22 protein-coding genes and 1 pseudogene are annotated in these 23,695 nt (G+C 59.7%); 10 read left to right on the top strand and 13 right to left on the bottom strand.

What is annotated here, in order from left to right; translation table 11 throughout:
- Positions 1-24: 24 nt before the first annotated feature.
- The 10 genes from C4J90_RS13845 to arnC form a co-directional block, all read right to left on the bottom strand.
- Positions 25-732: an HPP family protein gene (locus C4J90_RS13845; protein ID WP_124362935.1), complete on the bottom strand. Its 708-nt coding sequence runs from the start codon at positions 730-732 to the stop codon at positions 25-27.
- Between the two features lie 164 nt (positions 733-896).
- Positions 897-1,076: a hypothetical protein gene (locus C4J90_RS13840; protein ID WP_124414750.1), complete on the bottom strand. Its 180-nt coding sequence runs from the start codon at positions 1,074-1,076 to the stop codon at positions 897-899.
- 296 nt (positions 1,077-1,372) lie between these two features.
- Positions 1,373-2,995, bottom strand: coding sequence for a glycosyltransferase family 39 protein (locus tag C4J90_RS13835; protein WP_124420067.1), 1,623 nt, complete (start codon positions 2,993-2,995; stop codon positions 1,373-1,375).
- A 3-nt stretch (positions 2,996-2,998) separates the two neighbouring features.
- Positions 2,999-4,378, bottom strand: coding sequence for a UDP-glucose/GDP-mannose dehydrogenase family protein (locus C4J90_RS13830; RefSeq protein WP_124420066.1), 1,380 nt, complete (start codon positions 4,376-4,378; stop codon positions 2,999-3,001).
- Positions 4,375-4,788: a 4-amino-4-deoxy-L-arabinose-phosphoundecaprenol flippase subunit ArnF gene (gene arnF, locus C4J90_RS13825; RefSeq protein WP_124420065.1), complete on the bottom strand. Its 414-nt coding sequence runs from the start codon at positions 4,786-4,788 to the stop codon at positions 4,375-4,377. Before arnF ends, C4J90_RS13830 begins: the two co-directional genes overlap by 4 nt.
- Complete coding sequence (gene arnE, locus C4J90_RS13820; protein WP_124404218.1) at positions 4,785-5,132, bottom strand: 4-amino-4-deoxy-L-arabinose-phosphoundecaprenol flippase subunit ArnE; 348 nt, start codon at positions 5,130-5,132, stop codon at positions 4,785-4,787. Before arnE ends, arnF begins: the two co-directional genes overlap by 4 nt.
- Positions 5,129-6,784: a lipid IV(A) 4-amino-4-deoxy-L-arabinosyltransferase gene (gene arnT, locus C4J90_RS13815; RefSeq protein WP_124420064.1), complete on the bottom strand. Its 1,656-nt coding sequence runs from the start codon at positions 6,782-6,784 to the stop codon at positions 5,129-5,131. The genes arnE and arnT overlap by 4 nt, the downstream gene beginning before the upstream one ends.
- Positions 6,781-7,665: a 4-deoxy-4-formamido-L-arabinose-phosphoundecaprenol deformylase gene (arnD, locus tag C4J90_RS13810; RefSeq protein WP_124420063.1), complete on the bottom strand. Its 885-nt coding sequence runs from the start codon at positions 7,663-7,665 to the stop codon at positions 6,781-6,783. The genes arnT and arnD overlap by 4 nt, the downstream gene beginning before the upstream one ends.
- Positions 7,665-9,656, bottom strand: a complete 1,992-nt coding sequence (gene arnA / locus C4J90_RS13805) for a bifunctional UDP-4-amino-4-deoxy-L-arabinose formyltransferase/UDP-glucuronic acid oxidase ArnA (protein WP_124362927.1) — start codon at positions 9,654-9,656, stop codon at positions 7,665-7,667. Before arnA ends, arnD begins: the two co-directional genes overlap by 1 nt.
- Complete coding sequence (gene arnC / locus C4J90_RS13800) at positions 9,653-10,687, bottom strand: undecaprenyl-phosphate 4-deoxy-4-formamido-L-arabinose transferase (protein ID WP_124362926.1); 1,035 nt, start codon at positions 10,685-10,687, stop codon at positions 9,653-9,655. Before arnC ends, arnA begins: the two co-directional genes overlap by 4 nt.
- 412 nt (positions 10,688-11,099) lie before the next feature.
- Between arnC and C4J90_RS13795 the strand changes: the two genes are divergently transcribed.
- Both C4J90_RS13795 and xerC read left to right on the top strand, forming a co-directional pair.
- Positions 11,100-11,912, top strand: coding sequence for a M949_RS01915 family surface polysaccharide biosynthesis protein (locus C4J90_RS13795; protein WP_124420062.1), 813 nt, complete (start codon positions 11,100-11,102; stop codon positions 11,910-11,912).
- Positions 11,913-12,020: 108 nt separating this feature from the next.
- A complete protein-coding gene (gene xerC / locus C4J90_RS13790) occupies positions 12,021-12,935 on the top strand; it encodes a tyrosine recombinase XerC (protein ID WP_124420061.1) in 915 nt (304 codons plus the stop codon).
- Between the two features lie 3 nt (positions 12,936-12,938).
- Here xerC and C4J90_RS13785 read toward each other — a convergent pair whose 3' ends face one another.
- Positions 12,939-14,135 (bottom strand): multidrug effflux MFS transporter, encoded by a 1,197-nt coding sequence (locus tag C4J90_RS13785; protein WP_124420060.1) that lies wholly within the window; start codon positions 14,133-14,135, stop codon positions 12,939-12,941.
- A gap of 134 nt (positions 14,136-14,269) precedes the next feature.
- Here C4J90_RS13785 and C4J90_RS27475 point away from each other — a divergent pair.
- The 5 genes and pseudogenes from C4J90_RS27475 to C4J90_RS13765 all read left to right on the top strand — a co-directional run.
- Positions 14,270-15,025 (top strand): annotated as a pseudogene (locus C4J90_RS27475) (HAMP domain-containing protein); the annotation flags it as partial.
- Complete coding sequence (locus C4J90_RS27470; RefSeq protein WP_372237503.1) at positions 15,020-15,883, top strand: methyl-accepting chemotaxis protein; 864 nt, start codon at positions 15,020-15,022, stop codon at positions 15,881-15,883. The pseudogene C4J90_RS27475 and the gene C4J90_RS27470, both read left to right, overlap by 6 nt.
- 191 nt (positions 15,884-16,074) lie before the next feature.
- Complete coding sequence (gene rbsK / locus C4J90_RS13775) at positions 16,075-16,995, top strand: ribokinase (protein ID WP_124409953.1); 921 nt, start codon at positions 16,075-16,077, stop codon at positions 16,993-16,995.
- A 26-nt stretch (positions 16,996-17,021) separates the two neighbouring features.
- On the top strand, positions 17,022-18,353 hold the full coding sequence (gene fucP, locus C4J90_RS13770; protein ID WP_124362920.1) for an L-fucose:H+ symporter permease: 1,332 nt from the start codon (positions 17,022-17,024) through the stop codon (positions 18,351-18,353).
- Positions 18,350-19,396, top strand: a complete 1,047-nt coding sequence (locus tag C4J90_RS13765) for an aldose 1-epimerase family protein (protein ID WP_124420058.1) — start codon at positions 18,350-18,352, stop codon at positions 19,394-19,396. Before fucP ends, C4J90_RS13765 begins: the two co-directional genes overlap by 4 nt.
- Here C4J90_RS13765 and deoR read toward each other — a convergent pair.
- Positions 19,393-20,151: a DNA-binding transcriptional repressor DeoR gene (gene deoR, locus C4J90_RS13760; RefSeq protein ID WP_124414737.1), complete on the bottom strand. Its 759-nt coding sequence runs from the start codon at positions 20,149-20,151 to the stop codon at positions 19,393-19,395. The genes C4J90_RS13765 and deoR overlap by 4 nt on opposite strands.
- A 129-nt stretch (positions 20,152-20,280) precedes the next feature.
- On the opposite strand from deoR, the gene deoC reads away from it, so the two are divergent.
- Positions 20,281-20,964 (top strand): deoxyribose-phosphate aldolase, encoded by a 684-nt coding sequence (gene deoC, locus C4J90_RS13755; protein ID WP_124367085.1) that lies wholly within the window; start codon positions 20,281-20,283, stop codon positions 20,962-20,964.
- A 75-nt stretch (positions 20,965-21,039) separates the two neighbouring features.
- Here the strand turns inward: deoC and C4J90_RS13750 are convergent, their stop codons facing one another.
- Positions 21,040-22,071 (bottom strand): hypothetical protein, encoded by a 1,032-nt coding sequence (locus C4J90_RS13750; protein ID WP_124420057.1) that lies wholly within the window; start codon positions 22,069-22,071, stop codon positions 21,040-21,042.
- Positions 22,072-22,372: 301 nt separating this feature from the next.
- Here C4J90_RS13750 and C4J90_RS27115 point away from each other — a divergent pair, with 301 nt between their 5' ends.
- Both C4J90_RS27115 and C4J90_RS13740 read left to right on the top strand, forming a co-directional pair.
- Positions 22,373-22,594 carry a hypothetical protein gene (locus C4J90_RS27115; protein WP_256658861.1) on the top strand — a complete coding sequence of 74 codons (222 nt, stop codon included), beginning with the start codon at positions 22,373-22,375 and terminating at the stop codon, positions 22,592-22,594.
- A gap of 266 nt (positions 22,595-22,860) precedes the next feature.
- Positions 22,861-23,463, top strand: coding sequence for a hypothetical protein (locus C4J90_RS13740; RefSeq protein WP_256658860.1), 603 nt, complete (start codon positions 22,861-22,863; stop codon positions 23,461-23,463).
- Positions 23,464-23,695: the final 232 nt, after the last annotated feature.

The raw sequence follows: 23,695 nt of genomic DNA, 5'->3' as shown, positions 1-23,695 counted from the left end.
GTTGTTGCATTTATGCACACCGCATCAAACCACGCGACTGGCCAGGACTTCGCCGATACTGCGCCGTCGCGCATGGCCTTCGGCGGCATGAATCAATTGCTCCAGCTCCGTGGGCTCGACGTCGAAGAACTGCTCCATGTCGGCCAATGCCAACTTGAGGTCGGCGGCGGTGATGGCCGGGTCGGTCACCGGCGCGCTGCCGAGCATGACAGGTACCGGTTCGGCTTGTCCCTTGGGATAACGCGTGCGGGTGGCATTGTTGTAGGCCAGCGCACACGCCAGCAGGGCAGCGGCGCCGAGCATGACCGGTGCCAGTTCGTGCCAGCCGAGGGCGATGGAGGCAGGGTCGGCCAGTACCAGCGTCATGGCCAGGCCACCGGCCGGGGGATGCAGGCAGCGCAGCCAGCAGATCAGCACGACCGTCATGCCCGCCGCCAGGCAAGCGCTGCCCAGGGTGCGTCCCAACACCCGCGCCACGAGCAATGCCACCACGCCAGCACACAGATAGCTGCCCATGATCGACCAGGGTTGTGCCAGCGCCCCCGACGACACGGCAAACAGCAGCACCGCCGACGCCCCCAGCGGGCCGAGCAGGTGCAGGGCGACTTCCATGCCGAACACCTGGGCACACACCCAGACACTGAGCAGTGTGCCCAAGGCCATGCCGATGGCGGCGCGACTCCATTCGGAAGGACGGGTATTGATGGCAGCAGGTAACCAGCGAGCGAGCATTGAAGAGGGGTCCTGAAACTGAGGGCGAAAAAAAAGGCCTGCCTGGTTTCCCGGAAAAGCCCTTGAAAGTTCCAACATCGGGGGAAGGAACCCAAACAGTGTGCCAACTGAGTTGCAGCGGCGCCAATGCATATTAATGAGGGTTGAATGCAAAAATTATGTACTTAAGGAGCTTCGTCAAAGAAGATCCGATTGGTGTTATGGGCGGCGGGCGTGCAGATCTTGCCCAGTACAAGGCTGTCGACTTCCTCATTGAACAGGCGTTTTTGCAGGTTCGCCTGCAAGCCTGGTTCGTCGGCCAGCGGCCCCTTCAACGCTACCAGCGCGTCACGTAAGCCCCTCAACCGATCCAGTCTCGGCGCGGCTACAGATAACCGATCCTCTCGCACGGCATTGCCCTCCTTGTTGTTATGTCGTTATGCAGGTTCCCTGACCAGGGCTGTTACAGGCAGCCCTTGATACGGGTGGTAGATAGTTAATGCCCTTGCAAACGAGTCTACAGTTGGGCTCCGGGCACCGGAAGGCGAAGTTCAGCGGCCGTTACGCAAAGCACTGTAGGGGGTTTCTCGGTGATTATGATGAAAAACGCCCAGGGGGTTTATAAGCGGGCGTTTTTCTTACGTGACGGCTGCAAACACACTCAAAGAGGTGCTTTTTTCTTCAGGTGCAACAACACGTAGGGGGTCATATCGAACGCCCCGGTGAGCGTCGGCGTGAGCGCACGCAAGCGTGGGTCAGTCAGGCTGTTAAAGTCGGCCTGGCTCATCACCAGCCAGGCGGGCGCCTGAACAGGCTGGAGCTCGACGGGCAACTGGGTAAACAGTGGAACCTTGTCGCAATTGAAGTTGACCATGAACTTGATGGCTTTTGCGTCTTTGCCCAACGCATGCAAGACCAATGGCGCCGGTTGTTGCAGGATCTGCTCCTTGGCCGCCAGGGTGAACGTACGGGTGTCGTAAAGGCTGCGCTCCAAGGGTTCGACCACCATGATGTAAGTCGTCCAGATCGCCATGACTGCGGCGAATGCCGGACCGACCGGGCGCAGTCGAGCCCGGAACAGTGCCAGCAACGCCAATACCTGCAGCACTGCCAGTACGCCAAACATCGGCCCGAGATCGGCCAACAGTAGCGGGTAACGCCGTCGCGCAACGATCAGGCCCACCGCCAACAGCGCCGGCAGCAGCGTCCACAGCACCAGCATCAAGCCGCGCAACCCGCTGAACAGACGGCCTTGTGCGACCTGAAACGGATACGCGGCAATGATTGCCGCCATCGGCAGCATCGGCAGGATATACCGCGCCTTTTTTGCCTGGGGCACCGACAAGCCAAGCATCACCAAGACACCCGCCGCCGCGCAGTACAGCACCAGCTTCAACGCCGGGTCTGGCGCTCGGCGGCCGCCGCTCACCACGGCCAGCAGCACCAGCAGCGCCACCGGATAGGCCAGGGCGTAGTTGCCTATGGAGCTGGTGAAGTAATACAGCACGCCGCCAGAGCCTTCGCTGCCATCCATGCGCCCCAGAAACTGCATGCGAATCACCTCACGCATGAAGTCTTCGCCACCGCTGAGCTTGGCCAGCAGCAATAGCAGGCCGATACACGCTGCCAGCAAGGCCAGCGCCAACAGCCCGAAGCTGAACAACTGACGCCATTGACGGTTGATCAGGTAATAGCTGCACAGCACCCCGGTAGGAATCACCAGGCCGATCGGCCCGCGAATCGCAAAACCCAGCATCAACAGCGCAAACACCCAGTGCAGGCGTTTGGCCGCAGCAAAATGCTCATGGGCATACCCCAGGTAGAACACCGCCAGGGTCACGGCCGCGAGCATCTGGTCCAGGGAGACGGCGCGGGTTTGGCTGATAAAGGTGCTGCTGAGCAGCAACATTGCAATGCTCAGCAGGCCCCAGCGCACGGAGTAGGGCGCGGTGAGCCGATAGACCAGCACTACGATCGACGCCGAAGCCACAGCGCTGGGCAGCCAGGCCGTGAAGCTGGTGACCTGGCCGATAGGCAGGGAGAGCAGCCAGGTCAGCAGGGTCGAGGTGGCCAGGTAGTCAGCATACGGCTGGCCGTAGGTGGTGGGAAAGAAGCTCGGCCCATGGCGCAGCATCTCCTGGGCAAATACCACGAAGCGCGAGTCGAAGCCGATAATCGCCTGGTGCCAGCTGCCGGCGATGAACAGCAGCAGCGCCAGCAGCCCCAGACCCAGTGACTGTCGGCTCAGCGTTGGCGTGAGCAGGGGCGGGTGAACCTTGTGCACTGATCAGCCTGCCTTGGCCTGTTGCACCCAGTTTTGCTGGGGGATCGGCAACTCGCACGAGTCACCACGGCCAATCGGGAAGTATTTGAAGCCTTTGCGCGTCAGGCTCTCGCCGTCGTACAGGTTGCGACCGTCGAAGATCACCGGGGTTTTCAGGCGCTGGTGGATCAGGTCGAAGTCCGGTGCCTTGAATTGCTGCCACTCGGTGCAGACGACCAGCGCATCGGCGCCGCCCAGGGTGGATTCCGGCGTGCCCATCAGCATCAATTGTGGGTCGTCACCATAGATGCGCTGGGTTTCCTGCATGGCTTCGGGATCGAACGCACGTACATTGGCGCCGGCGGCCCACAAGGCTTCCATCAGCACGCGGCTCGGCGCGTCACGCATGTCGTCGGTGTTGGGCTTGAAGGCCAGGCCCCACAGGGCGAAGGTCTTGCCGCGCAGGTCGCCCTTGAAGAACGCGTTGATGCGCTCGAACAACTTGCTTTTCTGGCGCTGGTTGATCGCTTCCACGGCTTCCAGCAGGTCGCTGGAACAGTTGGCCTGCTTGGCGCTGTGGATCAGAGCGCGCATGTCTTTGGGGAAACAGGAGCCGCCGTAGCCGCAACCGGGATAAATGAAGTGGTAGCCGATGCGCGAGTCGGCGCCAATGCCCAGGCGCACGGCTTCGATGTCGGCGCCCAGGTGTTCGGCCAGCTCGGCGATCTGGTTGATAAAGCTGATCTTGGTGGCGAGCATGCAGTTGGCGGCGTACTTGGTCAGTTCGGCGCTGCGCAGGTCCATGAAGATAATGCGGTCATGGTTGCGGTTGAACGGTGCGTACAGGTCGCGCATCACTTCCCGCACTTCTTCGCGCTCGCAGCCAATGATGATGCGATCCGGGCGGCGGCAGTCGGCCACGGCCGAGCCTTCCTTGAGGAATTCCGGGTTGGAGACAATATCGAATTGCAGCTCACGGCCGGCGGCGCGCAGGTTTTTTTCGATATGCGCGCGCAGGGTGTCGCCGGTGCCGACGGGAACAGTGGACTTTTCCACCAGGATCACCGGCGCCATGCGATGGCGCGCCACCGCGTCACCCACCGACAACACGTATTTGAGGTCGGCCGAACCGTCCTCATCCGACGGCGTACCCACCGCAATGAACAGCACCTCACCATGCTCGACGGCGAGTTTTTCGTCGTAGGTGAAATGCAGGCGTCCGCTTTCCAGGTTTTCCTTGACCATGGCCGCCAGGCCCGGCTCGAAGATCGTCACATGGCCTTTCTGCAGCGACTCGACCTTGCTCCGGTCAACGTCCATGCAAATAACATCGTGACCGACTTCGGCTAATACGGTGGCCTGTACCAAGCCGACATAACCACTACCAAATACACTGATTTTCATGGGGTATTCCTGGGACTTGAGGTGCTAGCACGACGAGAGTTGATAACCAGTACGCCGAGGATGACCAAGGCCACCCCCAGGGTTTTTGCAAGCGAAAAGTGTTCGTTGAATACCGGCAGGCAGGCGGCCAGCAGGTACACCAGCGCGTAGCTGATGCTCAGCAGCGAGTAAGCGCGCCCGAGGGGCAAGTGCTTCAGCGCGCCGAGCCAGCAGAGCATCGACAGTGCATAGGCGCTGATCGCCAGGACCACCACGCCCAGGGCGCTCAGGTCGATGCTGGCGCTGCTCAAGGCGCTCAGCCACGCATCCGGCAACGGCAGGCGCGTCATGCTCCAGCGCATGCCCAATTGGGCCGCGCTGACCAGGCCGACGCTGCCCAGGGCCAGGGCGAAACCGCGCATCCGGCTCATACCTGGCGCCCCAGCAGCACAACGCCTGCAATGATCAGCACCACGCCCAGCCAGTGGCGGCCATCGATGTGTTCAGCAAACACAAAGCGCGCCATCAGCGTGACCACTACAAAATTCAGGCTGAGCATGGGGTAGGCGATGCCCACTTCCAGGCGCTGCAACACCAACAGCCACACCAGCAAACCCAGGCCCAGGCACACCAGCGCCGACCACAGCCAGGGTGAGCGCAGCTTCAGCGCCCAACCGTCGGGCAATTCACGCCAGCTTTCCACGGCAAATTTCTGCGAGACCTGGCCCGCGCATGTGAGCAGGCAGGCGCTGAGTAATAGAAGCAGGGTGATCATTGCGCGACCTGCGGGAAAATCAGGATCACGATATTGCCCTGCGCATAGCGCTTGCCGTCCGCAGGCAGTAGGGCGAGTTCTTCCTTTTCGCCCTGGCTGTTGACGCGCATCACCACGCCGACGGCGCCGCTGCGGCGGGTTTCGGCCATCCAGGCCTGGATTCGATTGCGGTCGACCAGACGCTGGGCGGTGTCCGCATAAGCCAGGCCGTATTTCACCTCGCCAGAGGTGTTGTAGAGCGTGATGTCGGGCCGTTTCAGGCGCCACGACAGCGCAGCGGAGGCGCCCAGGTCGTTGCTCAACAGCGCAATGGAAGGCTTGAGTTCTTCGGCATGATCGATGATGAACTGGTCCGGGGTCTTGTTATAAACCACCGAATGGGGCAGTGCGGCGGGCACCAGGGCAACCAGCAAGGCACTGCCGATCAGCGGCGCGGCCCACAGTGTCAACGGGCGCGCCGCCTGAAACAGGTTGGCCAGGATCCAGCCGAACAGGCAGGTAAACAGCAGCACCAGGCTGAGGGTTTCTTCACCGGGTTCGTACACCGGTTTCTTCCACTGGAACCAGATGATTGCCAACAGGGCGAGCACGCCGATGACCAGGTTCAGGCAGCCGTTGATACGCATCATGCGGCCACGGCCTTGAGCGAGTTTGTCACTCAAGGTCGACCCCATCAGCAAGGCCAGGGGCAGCAGGCACGGCATGATGTAGGCGGGCAGTTTGCCTTTGGCCAGGCTGAAAAAGGCCAGGGGCATCAGCAGCCACAGCAGCAGGAACGCGGTGTTCGGCAGGCGCCGGTCCAGCCACGCCTGTTTGAGGCTGGACGGCAGCAGCGCAACCCAGGGCAGTGTGAACGCCACCAGCAACGGCAGGTAATACCAGAACGGCTCGGCGTGCTGCGCGTCTTCACCGGCAAAGCGCTGGATATGCTCATGCCAGAAGAAGAAGTGCCAGTAATCCGGCTCTTGCAGGTGCACGGCCAGGGCCCATGGCAAGCTGACCAGGATCGCCGCAGCCACTGCCACCGGGCCGTACTTGAACAGTTCCATCGAACGTTTCTGCCAGAGGGCGTAGGGCAGGGCGATCAACACCGGCAGCAACCACGCCAGGAACCCTTTGGTCATGAAGCCCATGCCACAGGCCAGGCCCAGCACGGCCCAGGACCACAACCTGGCCCGCTGCGTGCGGCTGTGGAAGCAGAACCACAAGGCAACGCCTGTGAGGTTGACCCAGAAGGTGAACTGCGGGTCCAGGTTGGCGTAGCCGCCGAGCATCGCCACGCTGACGAAACTCATGTACAGCACGCTGCTGATCAGGCTTTTCTGCGGGTCGTTCCACAACCGGCGGGACATCAGGTAAACCAGCAGGATGCTCAAGCCGGTGCTCAAGGCCGACGCAAAGCGCACCCCGAAGAGGTTCTGGCCGAAGATCGCCTGGCCCAGCGCGATCATCCAGTAGCCCGCCGCCGGCTTCTCGAAATAGCGAATGCCCATGAAGTGCGGCGCGGCCCACTTGCCGGTCAGCAGCATTTCCTGGCTGATCTGCGCATAGCGGGTTTCATCCGGAATCCACAGGCCGTGGGTGGCCAGTGGTAACAGGTAAAACACGCCAAACGCCAACAGGAGCAAGGGCAATGCCCAGCGGCGGATCATGCCTGCTGCACTCCGAGCCAACCTTCGCGGCCGCTCAATGCGCCGCGCACCAGCTGTTGCTGGGGCAGGGTGGTCACATCCGCAGGCAATAACGCGCTCAGGGGTTGGAAATCAATGCCGCGCTGCCCTGCCTGGGCGAGCAACTGGCGAAAATCCTGGGCCATCAGAATCCCTTCTACTTCTGCGTGAATGGTGTAGACGTTCAGCTTCGACGCGTTGAACCGGTCAAGGATGAACGTGTTGAAGTCCTTGGCAGCCACTACCGGCCCGACGACTTCGTCGAAGGTCGGCAGGTCTACCGGAATTTGTGGGGTGCCCGCGCTGCCATCGGCCAGGGTCGGTCGAAACAGGCTGGTGCCCCGGCAATCGCTGTTGTAGCGAAAGTTGAAGGCTTGTTTGGCTTGCACCACGCGCTCGTCGGCGCGCCAACCGGCGGCCGCTGAACAGTCGATCCGCTCACCCAAGATATCGCTCAAGGTATCCACACCGCGCCGGATCTGCTCGACCAGCTGTGCGTCGCTCCAACGCCCGGTATTGGCCTGCCAGCCGTGGTGGTCCCACGCGTGCAGGCCAACTTCATGCCCGGCGGCCTTGGCCTGGCGCATCAAGTGCCCCAGGTCACGGCCAATCGGCTTGCCCGGCCAGGCGGTGCCGGCCAGCAGGATGTCCCAGCCATACAGGCCAGCGGCATTGGAACGCAGCATTTTCCACAGGAACTGCGGGCGGATCAGGCGCCACAAGTGGCGCCCCATGTTGTCCGGCCCGACGCTGAAGAAGAACGTCGCTTTAATCCCGGCTTCGTCCAGGGACTCGAGCAGCCGTGGCACGCCTTCACGGGTGCCTCGGTAGGTGTCGACGTCGATGCGCAGGCCTGCCTTCATTACTTTTTATCCGCTATTTCAAGCATTGCTTCACGCAGGAAGAAGTCCAGCGTGTTGCCGATGGTCTCGCTCATTGCCACGGTCGGCTCCCAGTTCAACAGGCGCTTGGCGTTCTCGATGCTCGGCTTGCGGTGTGCAACGTCCTGGTAACCGGTGCCGTAGAACGCCTTGCTTTCCACGTCGCGAAAACCGGCGAACGGCGGGAAGTTGCCGCGCAGCGGGTGCGCTTCGAACTGACGCAGCAGCTCTTCGCCCAACTGACGGATGCTGGCTTCGTTTTCCGGGTTGCCGATATTGATGATCTGGCCGTCACAGACGCCCTTGTCGTTATCGATGATGCGCGCCAGGGCTTCGATGCCGTCGGCGATGTCGGTGAAGCAACGCTTCTGCTCGCCACCGTCGAACAGGCGAATCGGCGTGCCTTCCACCAGGTTCAGGATCAACTGGGTGATGGCGCGGGAGCTGCCGATACGCGCCGAGTCGAGGCGGTCCAGGCGCGGGCCCATCCAGTTGAACGGACGGAACAGGGTAAATTTGAGGCCCTTGTCGCCGTAGGCCCAGATCACGCGGTCGAGCAGTTGCTTGGAGACCGAGTAGATCCAGCGTTGCTTGTTGACCGGGCCCACCACCAGGTTGGAGGTGTCTTCGTCGAAGTACTGGTCCTGGCACATGCCATAGACTTCGGAGGTCGAGGGGAAGATCACGCGCTTGTTGTACTTGACGCAGTAGCGCACCAGCTTGAGGTTTTCTTCAAAATCCAGCTCGAACACGCGCAGCGGGTTGCGGGTGTATTCGATCGGCGTGGCGATGGCCACCAGCGGCAGCACCACGTCGCACTTCTTGATGTGGTACTCGATCCACTCGGTGTGAATGCTGATATCGCCTTCCACATAGTGGAAGTTGGGGTGGCTGCGCAGGCGCTCGATGGCGTCGGAGCCGATATCCAGGCCGTAGACTTCATAGCGGTCGTCACGCAACAGGCGCTCGGACAGGTGGTTACCGATAAAGCCGTTCACGCCCAGGATCAGCACGCGGGTGCGGCGTGGCTTGCGGCCCGACTCGGCGCCGCGCAGCACGGAGCCGTCCACCAGGCCCAGTTCATCGGCCAGGGACGGGCCGGCCAGGTACAGGCCGTTGTCGTTGCGCTGGCCGAACTTGATCACCAGCGAGTCTTCACCGCAGGCGATGCGCAGCGGATTGACGCTGATCACCCGGCCCGGCGCCAGGCCTTCGTTGCCCTGGGCCACTTCCGCCTGCCAAACGATGAGTTTGTGCTCGCCCACCGCGCAGAAGGCGCCAGGGTAAGGCTGAGTCACGGCGCGCACCAGGTTGAACAGTTCTTCGGCGGGCTTGTTCCAGTCGATCTTGCCATCGGCGGCGGTACGGCGGCCGAAGCAGGTGGCCTGGCTTTCGTCCTGGGCAGTTTCAGCCAGTTTGCCTTGGGCCAGTTGCGGCAGGGCGTCGCGCAGCAGGTGGCTGGCGGCCTCTCGCAGCTTGGCGTGCAGGCTCAGCCCGGTGTCGCTGCGCTCGATGCTGACTTTGTGTTGGGCCAGGATCGCGCCGGCATCGGCACGCTTGACCATGCGGTGCAGGGTCACGCCGGTTTCGGTTTCGCCGTTGACCAGCACCCAGTTGGCTGGCGCGCGGCCACGGTATTTGGGCAGCAGCGAACCATGCAGGTTGAACGCGCCTTGGCGGGCGAGGGCCAGCAGCGGTTCGCTGAGCAGGTTGCGGTAGTAAAACGAGAAGATGAAATCCGGGTTCAGCTTGGCGATGCGTTCGACCCACAGCGGATGGTTCGCGTCTTCCGGGGCGTGCACCGGGATACCGTTGCGGGCGCACAGCTGGGCGACGGAGCCGTAGAAGTTGTTTTCCTTGGGGTCATCGGCATGGGTGAACACGGCGGCAATGTCGTAGCCCGCAGCCAGCAGGGCTTCGATACCCGCACAGCCAATATCGTGGTAGGCGAATACAACGGCTTTTGAACTCATGACTGAACCTGATCGGAAGAAGAAGTAGAAGTATGGGAAGACACCAGGCCATCGACGACGACCACGGGAGCCGGTGCTGCCGGTTGGTTGCGCAGCACTTTTTCAATGAAGAAACGCGGGCGGGCGCGCACATCGCTGTACATACGGCCCAGGTATTCGCCCAGCAGACCCATGCCGATGAACTGGCCACCGGTGAACACGAACAGCACCGCAAACAGCACGAACAGGCCGTCGCCCGCCCAAGTGGCGCCGAAGGCCAGGCGCATGACGATCAGCGCGAAGGCAAACAGCACGCCCAGCGCCGCCAGGCTGAACCCGACGATGGAGAGCAGGCGCAACGGCGTGGTGGTCATGCAGGTGAGCAGGTCGAACATCAGGCTGATCAGGCGCATGGCGCTGTATTTGGATTCGCCGTGTTCACGCTCGGCGTGGTGCACCAGGATCTCCGTGGTGTGACGGGCGAAGCCGTTGGCCAGGATCGGGATAAAGGTGCTGCGTTCGCGGCAGGCCAGCATCGCGTCGACGATGGTGCGGCGGTAGGCGCGCAGCATGCAGCCGTAATCGGTCATGGCCACGCCGGTGGAGCGCTGCACGGCCAGGTTGATCAAGCGCGAAGGCCAGCGGCGGAACGCTGAATCCTGGCGGTTGTTACGCACCGTGGCGACCACGTCGTAGCCCAGGGCGGCTTGTTCCACCAGGCGCGGGATTTCTTCCGGCGGGTTTTGCAGGTCGGCGTCGAGGGTAATCACCACTTCGCCGCGGCACTGTTCGAAACCCGCCATGATCGCGGCGTGCTGGCCATAGTTACGGTTGAGAATCACCGCCACCACCTTGCTGCCATCTTCGGCGGCGGCGTCTTCGAGCAATTGCGCCGAATTGTCGCGGCTACCGTCATCCACCAGGATGATTTCGTAGTCGTAGGCCAGCTGTTGGCAAGCGGCCGTGGTGCGGCGCAGCAACTCAGGCAGGCTCTCTTGCTCGTTATAGACCGGAATAACGATCGATACGCAATGAATAGGGTAGGGTTTCAAAGATTAATAACCTCGGCTGGAGCAACTTGGAGCGCGAAAACAGCAGCGATTAGTGGGCGAAACTACGGCCCGCAGATGACAAAACGGCGCTAAAGATAAAGTGTAATCAACAGGTTAGTCGATAAACCCCGGATTGTTCTGAAGTGATGCCTATAAGGTTAAGCGCAAAAATGTTCAACGAATATGAAAGGCGGATGAAAAACTCGTTTATTTGACAGGTAGACAGCCAGTGTTCAGCTATGTGGCCAAGGTGTTAAACCTTGTGAATGTTCAGCCGAATAGGAACGGGCTGGCACGTATTTGGTTCAGGTGAGCGGCGCCCGTGATGGCTGCACTGCCTCTATTCAACAATCTTCTCTGCATTGCCCTTCAAGTGCCGGTAAAGTAAGCCATCTCTTGCCAGGGTACTCGGATGAATAGCGTGCAGCTTTTACGCGGCCAGTTGCGGCCGGTGTTGATCGGATTGTTAGTGTGCGTCGCCTGTGTCACCACCGTGCGGGCCGATGAGGGCGTAGCCCTGGCGAGCATTGACCAGGTGCCGGAAGGCGTCGAAGTACGCGGCAAGCAGGTCGCTGCCTATACCTGGGACGACCGCCAGGGCAAGAACCTGCTGGTGCTGGCCGAACAGGTCAGCGAGCGGGACGACGATGGCACCCAGTCGGCCTTTGTCTACGCGGCCCAGTACCTGCTGGCCGGCGAGCATCCCAAGCGCGTGTGGATGCTTTACGACGATGTGCGCCAGTGCGAGTTCGACGCCGGGCTGCACTTTGACACGGCAGCCACCCGAGTCACCGACCTTTTGGGTGACGGCACGACCCAGGCGACTGTCGGCTACTCGCGCACCTGCACCAGCGACGTGAGCCCCAATGAATTCAAGCTGATCATGCATGCCGGCAAATCCGAGAAGTATCGCCTGCGCGGCGTCGACCGTTTCGGCGCAGCCTGGTGGGACGAAGACGCCGGCGCCCTGCGCGGCATGCCGTTGCCGACCGATTGCAGCGTTGCCGCGCAGCAGGCTCTGGTCAGCCAGTACAAAGAGCAGGGCACCGAGCTACCGCTGCCGGGCTGCTATGGCGACGAGAAGGATTTTGCCAAGGCACCGGACAGCTACCTGGCGTTCATGCGTCAGCACTGGTTTGCGCTGATGAAAAAACAGGACGCCGACTGGAGCCAGTCCCAGACCCAACCCCAGCAGCCCACGCAAGAGGATGACGTGGCGCCGTGATTTGATGGCAGTGCCAAGACTGCGCTAGACTCGGCCCTCGCCAATTCAATAAATATCGCGATTAATCAATAGATTGCTCGTGATATTTAATCCAAAGGCTGATCTACCTTGACTGAGTCCATCCGCAACCCGCTGACCCTCTACCTCACCCGCCTGGCGCCTTCCAGCCAGCTGACCATGCGCTACGTGCTGCAGGACGCCGCCGACCGCCTGGGCTTTGAAGACGTCAACCTTGAAGACATCGACTGGCACCTGCTGCAGCCCGAACAGGTAATCGCCCTGGTTGCTGCGTTGCGCGAAGACGGCTATGCGCCGAACACCTCGTCGCTGTATGTGAATGCCGTGCGCGGGGTGATGAACGAAGCATGGCGGATGAGCCTGATCAGCCAGGAACACTTGTTGAAGATGCGCTCGGTCAAGGCCGCGTCCGGTACGCGCCTGGGGCAGGGGCGTAACCTGCGCCGCACGTTGATCCGCGAAATGATGGAGGTCTGCGCCGCCGACCCGCGCCCGCAAGGCCTGCGCGATGCCGCCGTGATCGGCATCCTGTACGGCTCGGGCATGCGCAAATCGGAGTCGGTCAACCTTGACCTGGCGCAGATCGATTTTGAACAGCGCAGCTTGCGCGTGATCGGCAAGGGCAATAAAGAGCTGATCAAGTACGCGCCAGACTGGGCTTTCGCCAAGCTCCAAGCCTGGCTGGAGTTTCGTCGCGGGCAACTCAAGGAGGGCGAACAGGACGACCCGTTCCTGTTCAACCGTATCCGTCGCGGCAGCCATATCACCCGTGAACGCATCACCAAGCACGCGATTTACTACATCGCGCGCCAGCGTGGGGACCAGGTGGGCGTGAAGATCATGCCCCATGATTTTCGCCGCTCGTTCATTACCCGGGTGATCGAGGAGCATGACCTGTCGATCGCGCAGAAGCTGGCCCATCACACCAACATCCAGACCACCGCCAGCTATGACGTGCGTGACGACAATGAGCGGCGGCGCGCGGTAGATCGCTTCGATTTGTAAGGTTCAAGCACTCGCCAGGTGCGGCGGCAAGCGGCGCAGCGTCCATATCACCGTGAGCAGGGCGGCGGCCGCGCACAGCGCGATGCCCACCAGCATCGGCGCCGGCGTATGGTCGGCGAACAGCCCCACCAGCGTCATTGAAACAGCGGCGGTGACCATCTGAATCGCGCCCAACAACGCCGACGCCGACCCTGCCACCGCACCGTGATCCTCCAGCGACAAGACTCCTGCGGCCGGCAACAACAGGCCGAGAAAACCGAAGCCAACAAACAGCAGGGTCATCATCAACGCCAGGCTATCGCCCCACAGCGTGGTGGCCGCCAGCAACGCCATCACGGCCGCCACGGCAGTTACCGACCAGCGAATCAACGGTGCCAGGCCAAAGCGCGCGCTCAGGCGGGCTGTCAGTTGGCTCATGGCGAAAAACGAGGCGGCGTTGACGGCAAAGCACAGGCTGAACTGGGTTGGCGTCAAGCCGAAATACTGGATATACACGAACGGCGCGCTGCCGATAAACACAAAGAACGTGGCCAGGCCAAAACCACTGACCACCGCCAGGCCAATAAACACCGGATCGCGCAGCAGCGCGCCGTAGCTGCGGATCGCACCGCCCAGGGTTTTGCCCAGGCGCCGCTCGGCCGGGTGGGTTTCGGGCAGTTGTACAACGGTCATCACCAGGCACAGCACGGCCACCACCGCCAGCACGGCGAACACCTCGCGCCAGCTCCAGAGTGAAATCACCACACTGCCGGCCAGGGGCGCGAGGATCGGCGACACACTCATCACCAGCATCAGCAACGCCATCAAGCGCGCGGCCTGATGGCCGGTATAGAGGTCGCGCACGATCGCTCGCGGGATGACCATGCCGGCGCACGCGCCAAACGCTTGCAGGGCGCGAAACCCGATCAGCACTTCAATGGTCGGCGCCAGTGCGCAACCGACGCTGGCCACGGCGAAAATTACCAGGCCGGCATAGATCGGCGGCTTGCGCCCATACACATCGCTGAGCGGCCCGTAGAACAACTGGCACACGCCGATGATCATGAAAAATACCGTGAGGCTCATCTGCACGGCGGCGGGCGACGCCTGCAGGCTGGCGCCCAGGGTGGGGAGGGCGGGGAGGTAGCTGTCGATGGCGAACGGGCCGATGGCGGTGATCAACCCCAGCAGCAAGGCGAGGTGGGCAATACGTTGAGGCATGGGTGTCCCGGGCAGGCAAAAGACGCCCAGCTTAAGGTATCCGCGCAGATCCGCAAACTTGAGCTTCACTAACAGCCAGTGATGCCGATAACGCTAGTAACGACGCATCGGCGCTTGGGTAAGGGGATATCCGCATGACGATCAAGTTACGCTTAACGCTGTTGATTGCGACCGGGTTGCTGACCGCCGTGGTCATGAGCCTGGCCGGTTACCTTGGAAACCGGCAGATGAGCGCTGCCGTGCAGGAAAACGAGGTCAGCATGACCGTTTTGCGCAACCACATGGAAGCCGACATGATGCATGACGCGCTGCGCGCCGATGTGTTGTCCGCCATGCTGGTAGGCCTGGGCAAAAGCACCACCACCGCCGCTGAGGTCAATAGTTCGCTCAAGGAGCACGCCGAGCACTTTCGCCAGTCGCTGGAGGCCAACCTCAAGTTGCCGTTGGAAGCCACGCTCAAAACCAACCTCGACAACATCAAGCCCAGCCTGGACACCTACATCGGCGCCGCCGAGCGTATCGTCGCGCTGGCCTTGGGCAACCCCGAAGGCGCTCGCGGGGAGCTTGAAACCTTCAATAAAGCCTTCAGCCAGCTTGAAGATCAAATGGGCGCCTTCAGTGAGTTGATCGAAAGCCATACCGAACGCACGGGCGAAGCCACCCAACGCACCATCCATAACGCCAATCTGATCCTGGGCGCAGTCTTGATCGCCAGCCTGTTGCTGCTGCTGGCCCAGGGACGCTGGGTAATCCTCAGCATCATGGGCCCCCTGCAGGCGGCCAGCCGCATCGCCGCGAGTATCGCCAGCGGCAACTTGAGCGAACCGATTGTCGAGCCCAGCCGCAAGGACGAAGCCAGTTCATTGATACGCAGCCTTGCCACCATGCAGCGCGACCTGCGCGGCATGATCGACGTGGTGCGCAGCAATGCCCATGGCGTCAATGGCGTGAGCGAACGACTGAGCCAGGGCTGCCATGAAGTGGCGGGCAGCAGCCAGCAGCAAAGCGCCGCCGCCAGCACCATGGCCGCTGCCGCCAGCGAAATGACCGCCAGCATCGAAGAAATCACCCGCCACGCCGGGCGCGCGCTGGACATGGCCAACCAGGCTGAAGCCCTGGCCAAGGACGGCGGCCGGGTGATTCACCAAGTGGTCAGCGACATGGACGGCATTGCCCGTTCCGCCCAGCAATCGGCTCTGGTCATTCGCACCCTGGACAAGGAATCCGAGGCCATCTACAGCATCATCCAAGTGATCAAGGGCATCGCCGACCAAACCAACCTGCTGGCCCTCAACGCCGCCATCGAAGCCGCTCGCGCCGGTGAACAAGGGCGCGGTTTTGCCGTTGTTGCCGACGAGGTGCGCAGCCTGGCCGGCCGCACCAGTGCCTCCACCCAGGAAATCGCCAGCATGGTCGGGCGTATCCAGCAAAGCACCCGGGAGGCGGTGACCAGTATGGAGGAGGGCGTCGCCCAGGTAGACAAAGGCATGGCCGTGACCGCCGATGTGGAGCGCGCCATTCGCGAGATTCTGCAGGCCACCTTGAGCACCACGGAGTTGGTCAATGACATCTCCCGGACCATCGGCGAGCAGAGCCTGGCCAGCAATGAAATTGCCCATCAAGTGGAAATGATTGCCGGCATGTCGCAAAACAATAGCCGCGTCATCGGTGAAACAGCCGCGACCACCGATGAGCTGGCCGGCCTGACCGGGAAATTGTCGCAGTCGGTGGATCGGTTCAGCGTGTAGACCTGTTGATCAAGGGCCGGCCTCTGAGGCCGGTTTTTTTTGTCCGCAGAAAGGGGAACCGGGTAAGACCATCCGGCAAAATTGATTCGACCCCACAAAAAAAGATTGAATATTCACACCTAATGTTATTTAAATAACAAAATAAGAGCGGCACGCCTTGCCTCGTCGTGCCGTAACAAGGTGGAATAGCAATGAGCAAGATCGCAGTCATCGGCAGCAACATGGTTGATCTGATTACCTACATCGACCGCATGCCGGCCCAGGGCGAGACCCTCGAAGCGCCGGGTTTTGCCCTCGGTTGCGGCGGCAAGGGGGCCAACCAGGCCGTCGCGGCCGCCAAGTTGGGGGCTGATGTCCTAATGCTAAGCAAGGTCGGCGACGACATGTTTGCCGACAACACTGTGGCCAACTTCCAACGCTTTGGCATCGACACCCGTTACGTGCAGCGCGTGCCGGGTGTTTCCAGCGGCGTCGCGCCGATCTTCGTGCGAACTGACTCGCACAACAGCATATTGATCGTCAAAGGAGCCAATGCGCATCTGTCGCCGGCGGACATCGATGCCGCTGCAGCGGACCTGCGTGAGTGCACGCTGATCGTGCTGCAGTTGGAAATCAACGTGGAGACGGTCTACCACGCCATCGAATTCGCTCACCGACACGCTATCGCGGTGCTGCTCAACCCGGCACCGGCGCTGACCGGGTTGAGCGCCGAGCACTTGGCGCAGTTGGACTTCCTGATCCCCAACGAATCGGAACTGGCGCTGATCACCGGTCACGTCGTGAACTCGCCGGCCTCGGCCCAGGCCGCCGCGCGCAGCCTGGTCACCAGCGGCATTCGACACGTGATCGTCACCCTTGGCGAGCACGGTGCGTTGTACGTGGGCGAAGAGGGCGAATTCCATGTGCCCGGCGTACAGGTGGTGGCCCGTGATACCACGGGGGCCGGCGATGCCTTTATCGGATGCTTCATTCACCACTGGAACCGCGACGGCCATATCCGTCAGGCCATTGAACAGGCGGTAGCGTATTCCGCGTGCTCGGTCATGGCGCTGGGCACGCAAACGTCTTATCCCGACCACGAAACGTTCACGCGTTTCCAGCAACAGCGGTAACACCCCACCCAGCCCGGAGAACAATAATGAACAAACCTGCGCTGCAACCGACTCCCGATGGCTTCTACCTGAACCGCACGCCCTGGTTCGCCTTTATCCTGTTGTGCAGCATCTTTGCGCTGTGGGCGGCGGCGGCGAGCATGAACGACGTGCTGATCGCCCATTTCAAGAAAGCGTTTCTGCTCAGTGATTTCCAGACCGCCTTTGTGCAGTCGGCGTTTTACCTGGGCTACTTTTTCGTGGCGATCCCGGCCGCGATGGTGGTGCGTCGCTTCAGCTACAAGAGCACGATCCTGATCGGCCTCCTGCTGTATATGTTCGGCTGCCTGTTGTTTTTTCCGGCGGCGTCCACGGCCAAGTACGGCATGTTCCTGTTGGCGCTGTTTGTGATAGCCGCCGGGCTGTCGTTCCTTGAAACCGCGTGCAACACCTATTCGACACTGATGGGACCACGGGAAACCGGGACCCGACGCTTGAACATTTCGCAGACCTTCCACCCATTCGGCGCAATGGCCGGGGTGTACGTAGGCAGCTTTGTGATGTTCAAGGACACGGACGCCACCAGGGAACAACTGACGCAGATGAGCGCTTCCGAGGCGGCGGTTGCGCAGTTGCAAATGATCCAGTCCACGCTCTTGCCCTACAAGTGGATGATCGCCGTGCTGGTGCTGATCTTTATCCTGATCGCCATTACGCGATTTCCCGCCTGCAAGGGCAATAAGCCCGCTGGCAGCAAGCCCGGCAGTCTGCGTCAGAGCCTGGGCCGGCTGTGGCGCAACCCACGCTTTACCTTTGGCGTATTGGCGCAGTTTCTTTACGTGGGCGCCCAGGTCGGCGTGTGGAGTTTCACCATTCGCCTGGCCATGCAAATGGGCGGTATGAACGAGCGCAGCGCCTCCTGGTTTTTGCTGACCACCTTTGCCGCGTATTTTGTCGGCAAGTTGATCGCCAACCTGTTGATGCGGCGGCTGCACCCCGCCAAGGTCCTGGCGATCTACGGGGTGCTGTGTATCGTGCTGCTGGCCTATACCATTCTGGTGCCGAACATTTCGGCGGTGTATGCAGCAGTCGGCGTGAGCATTTTCCTCGGCCCCTGCTGGCCGACCATCTACGGCCTGACCATCGATGGCCTGGGTGAAGACACCGGTGTCGGTGGCTCATTGCTGGTGATGAGCATTGTAGGCGGCGGGGTGATCCCGATCTTCCAGGGCCTGCTGTCCGACGCCAGCGGCGGCAACATGCAGCTGGCTTACAGCGTGCCGTTACTGTGCTTTATCGTGATCGTAATGTATGCGCTCAAGTGCATGCGCCAACCCGGCACCTTACCGGCGGGCGCCACCGGGGCGGTGGCCTCATGAATACACGTATCCCACTGTACCGAGCGGTGTTTGGCGAGCAGGAAAAGATCCTTCTGCAATCCCCTGCATTCAAGGTCAGTGCCTGGACCTATGCGTCCGGTGTGTTGGCCCTGAGCCTGGAGAACAGCCGTGGCAAGCTGGTGGTACTGCCTTATCAAGGACAGATGATCTGGTCAGCCGAGTTCGACGGTTGCAACCTGACCATGAACAACCTGTTCGAGCAACCTCGGCCCAGCCCGACGGTCATCGACACCTATGGCTGCTTCATGTTTCATAGTGGCCTGCTGCGCAATGGTTGCCCGACGCCGGACGACACGCACGCCTTGCACGGCGAAATGCCCTGCGCGCCCCTGGACACGGCCTGGCTGGAAGTGGGCGAGGGCTTTTTGCGCCTGGGCGGCTCGTATCAGTACGCCAAGGGGTTCGGCGATCGTTACCTGGCTTGCCCCAGCGTCACATTGCGCGCCGATTCGGCCTTGTTCGATATCAATATGGACGTGACGAACCTTGCCGGAAAGCCCATGGACCTGATGTACATGGCCCACATGAACTACGCGTTTGTGACCGGTGCGCGGTTTGTCGAACCGTTGGGCGTGCAACGCCTGCGCCTGCGTACCAGCGTGCCGGACCACGTCAAGCCGACGCCAGCCTGGAGCGCCTACATGGCCCGACTGGCCGAGCACCCGTCTCAGTTGGCCTGCCTTGAACAGCCGTCACTGTACGACCCCGAGATCGTGTTTTTCTTTGATGGTGTTGCCACTGACGCCGCGGGCCAGGCGCATTTTCTACTCGATCATCCCAATGGCGCGGCGTTTTACACCCGTTACCGTCCCGAACAGTTCGAGCACGCCGCGCGTTGGATCTTGTACACGCCGGATCAGCAAGTGGCGGCGTTCGTCCTGCCGTCCACCTGTGAACCCGAGGGCTATAACGCTGAGAAAGCCAAAGGTCACGTGCGTGTGCTGGCGGCTGGAGCCAGCGCTTCGTTCAGTGTCACCACCGGTTACTTGAGTGCGCAGGAGCGGCGGAAGCTGTTGGGTTAGACCAGCAATTGCGTGCCGTTGGCCTGGATGACTTCCTTGTAGCTACGGGGGATTTTCTTGTCGCTGACCACGTAATGAAAGTCTTCCAGGGCGGCGAAGTGAGCGGTGCGCACCGTGTCGAACTTGCTGAAATCGGCGAGCAGCACGCGCTGCTGGGCCTGGCGTATGACCTTTTGCTTGACCTCGACTTCGTTGAAGTTGAAGCACGTCACGCCGAATTCCTGGCTGACGCCGGCGGCGGTCACAAAGGCCCATGTCAGGCGCACGCTGTCGAGGATGCTGCTTTCGGCGCGGCTTTCAAAAACCTGGTTCTTGCGGTGAAAGGTGCCACCGCACAACACGATGTGGCAATTGGGCTTGTTCTGCAGTTTGAGCAGCACGTTCAGCGAACTGCACACCGCCGTGAACTCCAGCGCATCGGGAATGAAATCAACCACAAAAGGCGAGGTGGTGCCGCAGTCAAAAAATACCGTGTCACCGGCCTGGATCAACTGGGCAGCGAGCTTTCCGATGCGGCGTTTTTCCTCAACGTGACGCGTGTCCTGCTCCGCCACGCGATAATCGCCGGCCTCGTTGCCGACTCGCGTGATGTAGCCGCCCAGCAGGCGCAAATGATCGCTGAAGTGGTTGAGATCGCGGCGCAGGGTCATTTCGGAAACCTCCAGCAGCGCGGCCATTTCCTTCAAGTGAATGGCATTCTGGTCCTGCAAGGCTTGTTGAATGAGCTTCAGTCGCTCGGCTTTTCTACTGTCCACGAGTATTCCAGGGGGTTGATTGTTGTTGTTAAATAAGTAACATTAAATGTTGTTATTGTAACTATTTTATATGCGCACTGTGACGCGCGCGCCACAATCATTGGCAACATACAGGCAAGGGATCGTTAAATGAACAATCTTCCACCCGCAGCATTGGCCAAGTACATCGATCACACCCTGCTGGCTCCCGACGCCTCCCGTGAGCAGATCCGAACCTTGTGCGAAGAGGCCCGTGAACACGGCTTTTACTCCGTATGCCTGAACTCGGGTCAAGTACCTTACGCCGCGTCATGCCTGACCGACAAAAGCGTAGTGATTTGTGCTGTTGTGGGTTTTCCATTGGGGGCCGGTCTGAGTGACACCAAGGCTTTCGAAGCCCAACGAGCAATTGCCGCCGGGGCAGGGGAGATCGATATGGTGCTCAATATCGGATGGTTGAAAGACGGGCTGCTGGACGCCGTGCGCGAAGACATCGCCCTGGTCCACGAGGCCTGCGGCGCCGTGCCGTTGAAGGTCATACTGGAAACCTGTCTGCTCGACGACAAGCAGAAGGTCCAGGCCTGCGAAATCTGCCGCGACTTGGGTGTGGCGTTCGTCAAGACCTCCACCGGCTTCAGCCGAAGCGGCGCGACAGTCGAAGATGTGGCACTGATGCGCCAGACCGTGGGCGCAGGGGTTGGTGTAAAGGCGTCCGGCGGTGTGCGCGATTATCCGACGGCTTTAAAGATGATTGAAGCCGGGGCGACACGTTTGGGCAGTAGTTCAGGAATTGCGATCGTGGGCGGAGCGATGACGGCGGCGGGTGGTTATTGAAGATTTTTTTTGCTGATTAGTAATCGGTAGATATAACTATACTAAATGACTATTTAGTATAGTTATTATTTTTGGTTATTTGCAGAGGAGGGGATCTGTTTCAGGAGTATAGGGGATATCCACCCAAAGACGACCATCGTCCATTCGTTCTATCAACAATCCAGCTCGCTCAACCAGGTCATCAATTATGTCGGCAATGAGCATAAAGCTGTCTGTGTTTTCCCAACGCCCGTAGCTCTTCGCGATTTCGATGCAGGCAGCTTCTAAACGCTCAAAATATGGCAAAAACCAATGATCCTTGAGAAGTGAGGCAGTTTTTTGTGAATCCTGCCAGCGAATTCCGACGCCATCTAAGTTGCCTAAGTGGTAGGCAGCGAATTTCAAAAGGTTTCCGTAGCAGCCATATATCTCGCTTAGAATTTGATCTACTGAGCCATGTTCCTGATACTTCAAAAGCAGTTTATTGGAGCGCTCATCAGCTTCAGCCAAATCGTTTATGAACGTATTTTCGTACGTTTCTGTTTGACTTGCTCCAAAACCAGCAGAGAGGGATGTGACTGCAAACTCGTCCCATACTGGAAGAATCACTTTCCAATGAATTTGCTCAAGGAGCGGACTGTTTTTTTGTCTCAGCAATACGTTGGGGAAGCAATTGTCGAACGCACTGGTTACTTGGACATGCCCACACTCATGAGCCAAAATATGCACTGCATTATCTCGTCCCTCAGCATCATTCTGGTCACTGAGTGGCCATATGTAGTTTGCATTGAGAACGATGTGCGACTTCAAAACGCCGTCACGTAAGACGCCTGGTGTCATTGCAACACCCACAACGTGCGAATTAGTAGCCGTCAGTTTATGGCTCGTCTCGTAGCCGCGATCGAGATCAAGCAACGCCTGGTTGTAGTCTACAGCCAGCGTTACGCCGTCGAGGCCGCTCAAATCGAATGTATCACCCAGCTTGCGCACCGCATGGCCAACAACCGTGGCAAGGCGCGTTGCCGTTTCCGCATCGTTAAAGCCCCTGGCTTGGACGCCAAATTGCTGAGGCATCTTGGATGTAGTTTTTTCTTCGCTACCCATCGAAGCATCTTGCGGTTCGTCCATGATGATTATTCTCTGTGAGTAGAATGAGCTGTGGGCCTGGCCAAACTATTATGGTCAATACAAGCGTGCAGTGTCGAGGTAGTGAGCTTTGAGTTGTCCAGGCTTTAAATCTGACCGCCAGAGCCCCTCAGCTCCGTATAGGACGGTACGCATAATGTATATTATGTTAAACGACAGGCCATGTCATAAATGTTCATGAGCTGCCTAAGTGACTGATTCGACGAATTCGTGTTGACGCCTACTCTCTCAACGGGCTATGTCCATAGTGTTCATGACGAATCCTTGAATGAGGTGGCTGCCGATGAGACTGATTCAGTGCCGTTTCTCTTCAGGTCAACGACTACCGCTGCTTGTACAAGCTGGTGATGCGACTCCGTTGCCCATACTCATTCCGTTCATCTACGTCCAACTCAAACTCAGGCACCGCGCTTACAATACGGCTGCGGCGCACCTGCGCGCGATCCAGGCTTTCTACGCCTATGCCAAAAGCCGAGATCTGGATTCGGCTGTTTCTGACCATTGAACTGGCTGATCCAGGGTTGTTGCCTACACTTTCTGCGCATGACTTTCGCCACACATTTGCAGGCCGGTTTTGGCTTACCTGGTCGAAAAGCGTGGGCATGACCTCGAGCGGGCCACGGACGAACTCCGGCGAGTCTGCGGTTGGTCTGAGACCTCGACGATGCCACGCCGCTACGCAGGTCGTTATCTAGCCGAGTCGGCCAACCTCCATAACGCCCAGCGCACCTCGGCAGCCTGGAGTCGACTAGACAGTTAAGGAGGTTCGCCGTGACCAAATCAGCCGATCAAGAACACGCATCACCACCCTCCTCTTTGCCAGCTTATGTGTTCAAGGGCCCCGCTTACGTTGCGATTCGAACTCGCACTAATGACCAACCACGATATGTCGATACTCAACTGAAGGTGTGGACCTGGTATGACGGTGGACTAGCAATGAAAATCGATTGGACTGCGATCCAGTTGAATTCAGAGCTAATCGAAATAGGCAAAGGCTTTATGGCTTATGCACTTGAGAAATATGCACCTCGAACTGCGGCAATGTTCGCGGATACCCTTCGATTTTTACCTGGTACAAATTTCGCGGCCGGACTTCCTTGGGCTACACATCAACTAATCACTGCTCTCGAAGAGATCAAAAAAACGAGGACAGTACTGGTAGGATTTCGAAGGCTTTATCGTTGGGCAATGGATAGAGGAATCAATGGCTTCGATCAGACTGGAGACTCGTTGGACGTATCGCTGTCCGTGACTGGCAACGTCAACTGCGGGTTCGAACGCCCTAGTCAGGGAAGCGTTGAAAGCAATATTGTCAATTTGATTTTTGATATTGACATATCCAGAAACAAATGTGATCGTAACGCCCATGAGTGAGGATAGTACTCATTGTAATAACCACAATAACGCTCAAGGGATTGGCATGTTTCATATCACTGTTATAAATCCATCTTCTCTTTCGCTTGCCTTTCCCTCCCGGGCACTTCGTACACTTTCAGCCTCTGTTCGATGCCGCATCAATGATTGGCGTTATTACGTCCTCGGCATGAAGTCGTCCCTCGTCGGTTGACGAGTACTCAAATCAAATAAAGCCTTTACGGCATGACGT

Origin of the sequence: Pseudomonas sp. R2-60-08W, assembly GCF_003852335.1 — a bacterium.
Classification (GTDB): Bacteria; Pseudomonadota; Gammaproteobacteria; order Pseudomonadales; family Pseudomonadaceae; genus Aquipseudomonas.
This window is presented reverse-complemented; position numbering and strand designations above follow the sequence as displayed.

Coding starts and splice junctions, on each gene's coding strand:
- arnA (WP_124362927.1), bottom strand. CDS start 9,656: ATGAGTTCAAAAGCCGTTGTATTCGCCTACCACGATATTGGCTGTGCG.
- arnE (WP_124404218.1), bottom strand. CDS start 5,132: ATGATCACCCTGCTTCTATTACTCAGCGCCTGCCTGCTCACATGCGCG.
- deoC (WP_124367085.1), top strand. CDS start 20,281: ATGAACAATCTTCCACCCGCAGCATTGGCCAAGTACATCGATCACACC.
- C4J90_RS13795 (WP_124420062.1), top strand. CDS start 11,100: ATGAATAGCGTGCAGCTTTTACGCGGCCAGTTGCGGCCGGTGTTGATC.
- arnD (WP_124420063.1), bottom strand. CDS start 7,665: ATGAAGGCAGGCCTGCGCATCGACGTCGACACCTACCGAGGCACCCGT.
- C4J90_RS13830 (WP_124420066.1), bottom strand. CDS start 4,378: ATGAAAATCAGTGTATTTGGTAGTGGTTATGTCGGCTTGGTACAGGCC.
- arnT (WP_124420064.1), bottom strand. CDS start 6,784: ATGATCCGCCGCTGGGCATTGCCCTTGCTCCTGTTGGCGTTTGGCGTG.
- fucP (WP_124362920.1), top strand. CDS start 17,022: ATGAACAAACCTGCGCTGCAACCGACTCCCGATGGCTTCTACCTGAAC.
- C4J90_RS27470 (WP_372237503.1), top strand. CDS start 15,020: ATGCAGCGCGACCTGCGCGGCATGATCGACGTGGTGCGCAGCAATGCC.
- arnF (WP_124420065.1), bottom strand. CDS start 4,788: ATGAGCCGGATGCGCGGTTTCGCCCTGGCCCTGGGCAGCGTCGGCCTG.
- rbsK (WP_124409953.1), top strand. CDS start 16,075: ATGAGCAAGATCGCAGTCATCGGCAGCAACATGGTTGATCTGATTACC.
- C4J90_RS13750 (WP_124420057.1), bottom strand. CDS start 22,071: ATGGACGAACCGCAAGATGCTTCGATGGGTAGCGAAGAAAAAACTACA.
- C4J90_RS27115 (WP_256658861.1), top strand. CDS start 22,373: ATGAGACTGATTCAGTGCCGTTTCTCTTCAGGTCAACGACTACCGCTG.
- C4J90_RS13845 (WP_124362935.1), bottom strand. CDS start 732: ATGCTCGCTCGCTGGTTACCTGCTGCCATCAATACCCGTCCTTCCGAA.
- C4J90_RS13785 (WP_124420060.1), bottom strand. CDS start 14,135: ATGCCTCAACGTATTGCCCACCTCGCCTTGCTGCTGGGGTTGATCACC.
- C4J90_RS13765 (WP_124420058.1), top strand. CDS start 18,350: ATGAATACACGTATCCCACTGTACCGAGCGGTGTTTGGCGAGCAGGAA.